General features: G+C 75.6%; 4 protein-coding genes. 2 read left to right on the forward strand and 2 right to left on the reverse strand.

The window, feature by feature from the left end; genetic code table 11:
• Both VFW24_13110 and VFW24_13115 read left to right on the forward strand, forming a co-directional pair.
• A partial coding sequence (locus tag VFW24_13110; protein ID HEX5267703.1) for a hypothetical protein occupies positions 1 to 632 on the forward strand: 632 nt, incomplete at its 5' end.
• The gene (locus VFW24_13115) at positions 629 to 1,870 is read left to right on the forward strand and encodes a glycosyltransferase (GenBank protein HEX5267704.1); all 1,242 of its coding nucleotides are present in this window, start codon (positions 629 to 631) and stop codon (positions 1,868 to 1,870) included. The genes VFW24_13110 and VFW24_13115, both read left to right, overlap by 4 nt.
• A 38-nt stretch (positions 1,871 to 1,908) precedes the next feature.
• On the opposite strand, the gene VFW24_13120 is transcribed toward VFW24_13115, so the two are convergent.
• Together VFW24_13120 and VFW24_13125 are read right to left on the reverse strand one after the other, a co-directional pair.
• A complete protein-coding gene (locus VFW24_13120) occupies positions 1,909 to 3,027 on the reverse strand; it encodes a glycosyltransferase family 4 protein (protein ID HEX5267705.1) in 1,119 nt (372 codons plus the stop codon).
• Complete coding sequence (locus tag VFW24_13125) at positions 3,024 to 4,145, reverse strand: glycosyltransferase family 1 protein (GenBank protein ID HEX5267706.1); 1,122 nt, start codon at positions 4,143 to 4,145, stop codon at positions 3,024 to 3,026. Before VFW24_13125 ends, VFW24_13120 begins: the two co-directional genes overlap by 4 nt.
• Positions 4,146 to 4,257: the final 112 nt, after the last annotated feature.

Below are 4,257 nucleotides of genomic sequence, written 5' to 3' on the forward strand. Positions count from 1 at the left end.
GTGCGGCCGGGCTGGCCGTCACCCCGTGGCTGGTGCGCGACGCCGTGGTGATGGGCCGGTTCGTCCCCGTCACCACCCAGGGCGGCCTGGTCGCGTCCGGCACCTACAACGACACCGCCGCCCACGACCCGCTCGTGCCGGCGGCGTGGCGCCCGACGAGCGATGTCCCGGAATACCGCCATCTCCTGGGCGGGACCGAGATCCAGGAGGAGGCGGCGCTGCGCTCCGCCTCCTTCCACTACATCCGCGCCCACCCGGCGTACCCGTTCCGGGTCGCCGGATGGAACCTGCTGCGGCTGTTCGATCTCACCGGGGTCTCCGATGCCCGTGCCTCGTGGGGCGCCAACGGCTTCTCACCGGGGTGGGCCGAATCGGACGCCTTCGGCCTGCTGGCCCTCGCCGTCCTCGGGGCCTTCGGCGCCGGGCGGGTCCTGCTCCGGCGCCGAGCCGAGCGGCCTCCTTCTGGCCCCGCCCCTGACACGGGTGGCGCTGGGCGCCAGGGGCACCGGGCGTTGTGGCTGGCGCCGGTTCTGCTGGTCCTCGTGACCATCCCGGTCCTCGGCGAGAGCCGCCTGCGCGTGGGCATCGATCCCTTCCTCATCCTGCTCGTGACGCAGGGACTGGTCGCGTGAGCGTGCGGGTGCTGTGGGTCACCGCCGAGGCCCCCGATCACGAGCGGGGCGGGGGGTCGATCCGGCAGGCCCATCTGCTCGACGGCCTGGTCCGCGCCGGGGCGGAGGTCGACCTTCTGTTGGCGGGCACCCTCTCGGATCCCGCGGTCGCCGGCGCGGTGTCCTCGGTGGAGGAGGTGGCGGTGCCGCCCCGCCGGGTGCCGAGCCGGCGCGCCGTCCGCCGGGCCCGTGACGTCTGGCGGGTGGCGGGGGCCCGCCTGCCCGCCGAGGTGGCCGACAAGCGGGCCGAGCGGGCGGTGCTCGGACGGGCGCTGGGTGACCTGCGGGCCGGATCGGTCTCTGGGGCGCAGCGGTACGACGTGGTGCACGTCGAGCACCTCGGACTGGCCGGCATCGTTCCGGAGGGTCTGGGCCGGGTTCGCAGCGTCGGCGTGCAGAACGTGCCGTCGCGCATGGCCGAGCAGGCGGCGGTGCTGGCGGTGGGGCGGCGCCAGCGGCTGCTGCTCGGTGCCGAGGCCGCTGCCGCCCGGCGCTTCCAGCGCCGGCTCACCGGGGCGACCGATGTGGTGGCGGTGGTGTCGGAGGAGGACGGTCGGGAGCTTCTGGCGCCGGCCCCGACGCGCCCACCCGCGCCGCCTGCCCCGGCGGTCATGATCACGCCCAACGGTGTCGATCCCGACCGCTTCCCGGTGTCGCCCCTGCCGGCCGGACGTTCCATCGTCTTCACCGGGACCCTCGACTTCCTCCCCAACGTGGACGCCGTGTCCTGGTTCGCGCACCAGGTCCTGCCGCTCGTGCGCCGGCGCATCCGGGAGGCGGACCTGGTGGTGGTGGGCCGCCGTCCCGTGGCGGACGTGGCGGCGCTGGCGGCGATCGACGGAGTGACCGTGCATGGCGACGTTCCCGCCGTGGCCCCCTTCCTGGAAGCGTCCCGGGTGGCGATCGTCCCGGTGCGGATAGGGACCGGAAGCCGGGTGAAGGCCCTGGAGGCGATGGCGGCCGGTCGTCCCGTGGCGGGCACGACCATCGGCCTCGAGGGCATAGACGCTCAGGCCGGACGCGACGTTCTGGTCGGAGACTCGCCGGTGGCGCTCGCCGAAGCCGTGGTCCGCCTCCTCGACGACGACGGGTTGGCCGCTCAGGTGGCGGGGGCCGGACGCCGCCTGGTCGGTACCCGCTACCGCTGGTCCGAGATCGCCGATGCCTTTGCATCAGACCTGCTGGGCCCTCTCGGGTAGAGACGCGGCCGAAGGCGTCTGTCCGGGCCGTTCGGCTCTCAGGTCGACCGGGTGTAGAGCTCGCCGGTGGCGGCGGCGGTCCGACGTATGTCGTGATGCTCGGTCAGGTGGACCAGGGCGGCTTCTGCCCTCCCCCGGGCGGCACCCGGGTCGTCGAGCACGTCCAGGAGGGCGGCGGCGGCGTCGTCGGGGTGGCCCTGGCGGACGAGGCGGCCGCTGACCCCGTCGGTCACCAGGTCGCGGTTGCCGACGGCATCCGAGAGGACGACCGGAGTGCGCGCCCGCATCGCCTCCAACACGGTGTACGGGCAGCCCTCGTACAGCGAAGGCAGGAAGAGAACGTCGAACTGGTCCATGACCAGAGCGGCGCGCGGCAGGTAGGGGATCAGATGGACCGAGCCGGTCAGGCCCCGCCTCCCGACGAGGGCGCGCAGAGCCTGCTCGCGGGGGCCCGAACCGATCAGGACCGTGGCGGCCCCCGGGCGCTCCCGGTGGACGAGGGCGGCGGCCTCGATCACCAGCTCGGGTGCCTTCTGGGGAACGAGGCGGCCCACGAACCCGACGATCGGGCCCGCGGCGGGCAGCCCGAGGAGGTGCCGGACGTCGACCGGGGGCCGGTCGCCGCCGTCTGCCGGCGCCGTCAGGTCGATGCCGTTGGGGATGGTCACGACGCGGTCCGGCGGGGCGAGGCCCCGGACCGCCGCCGCGGCCGCCTCGCTGGCGGACACGGCGACGAGGGCGTGGGTCAGAGAGCCCAGACCCCGCTCCACGTTCATGGCCACGACGGACGGGTGCAGGCCGTTCGGGGTGTAGAGGCGCCGGGTGGGCGCATCCGCCGCAGCCATGCGGGCCAGCGCCCCGCCGACGGCGCTGTGGCCGTGCACGACGTCGGGCCGGAGACGGCGGACGAGCCGGCGGAGAACGAGTAGTGCGGAGGTGTTGTGAGGGCTAGCAGGGGCCCGGCGCATGTCGACCCGGTGCACGGTCGCGCCGAGGGCCTCCATCTCGGGCACGGCCAGGGTGTCGGTCGTCCCTCCCACGCGGTGCTGGGGAACAGCTACGTGATGGGTCACGTCCTGCACGTGGCGCACCAGATCGGAGACATGGCGTGCCGTTCCGCCCTCGAGCGCCTCCAGCACGTGCAGCACCACCGTCACGGAGTCCCCCCGGTCACGGCGTCGTAGACGGCGGCGTACCCGGCGGCGGCGTCGTCCCAGCGGTGGGCCGCCGCTCGCTCCCGGCCGCGAGCGACGACTACGTCGCGCAATGCAGAGGTGCCGCTCATCCGCACCAGGGCGTCGGCCCAGGCCTCCACCTCGGTGGGAGGGACCAGCGCCGCCGCGTCGCCGACCGTGTCGCGGAGGCCGGGGCTGTCGGCGGCCACCACCGGGATCCCGAACGACATGGCCTCCAACGCCGCCAGACCCACCCCCTCGTACAGCGACGGCACCGCCAGGACCGCCGCCCCCCGGTACAGGGGAGGCAGCCACGCATCGGGGACGCGGCCGAGCACCACCAGCCGGTCCGACGGGACGGCTGCGGGCACCGCTCTGGCCACCTCCCGGGCGGTCGGGCCGGCCAGGACCAGCGGGGGGGCCGCCGAGGAGGGCAGGGCGTGGTGCGCCGCCAGGAGGGTGAGGAGGTTCTTGTGGGGCTTGGCGGTGCCGACGTACAGCACGTACGGCCGGGGCAGAGCCGGATATCCCGCCGGGCAGCCCGAGCCGTCCGGGTCCGCGGACCAGGCGGCGTGGTCTACGCCGTGGCCGATCACGGCCGCGGCCCGGACGCCGAAGAGGCGGTCGAGCTCGGCGGCGGTGAACTCCGAGACGGCCACGACGGCGGCGGCGGACCGCACCGCCGAGGGGAGCGCCGCCCGGTAGTAGGTCCGGGCCACCGGCGAGCGGGCGTGGCCGGGATGGCTCAGCGGGAACAGGTCGTGGACCGTCAGCACGACGGGGACCGGTGACCGGCGGGGCACGGAGAGATGCGTGGCGTGGTGGACGTCCACCCCGAGGCGGCGGAGGAGGCGGGGCAGCTCCAGTTGCTCGCCGACGCCGAAGGGCCCGGAGCGCACGGCAACCGATCCCGGCGGCGGGGCCGGGGCAGCCGGACCGAGGCCGGCCCCCCGCCGGGCCGGCGGTCGCCGGCTCGATCGGCCGGCCGGGCCCAGGGTCACCACCTCGGGATCCCCTCCCCGCCGGAGCAGCGCCGCCGCCAGCTCGGTGGCAAAGCGGCCGATGCCGGGCAGGCCCAGCGGGCGGACGTCGACGCTCACCCGCACGACGGGCGATCCAAGGTGGAGGGCGAGCCGGCGTCGACCGGTGCGGCGGCACGAGGACGGCGCTGGGCCCATCGGTAGAGGGGGAGCCCGGCGGCCGCGCCCGCCG

Source organism: Acidimicrobiales bacterium (assembly GCA_036273495.1).
Lineage (GTDB): Bacteria > Actinomycetota > Acidimicrobiia > Acidimicrobiales > JAJPHE01 > DASSEU01.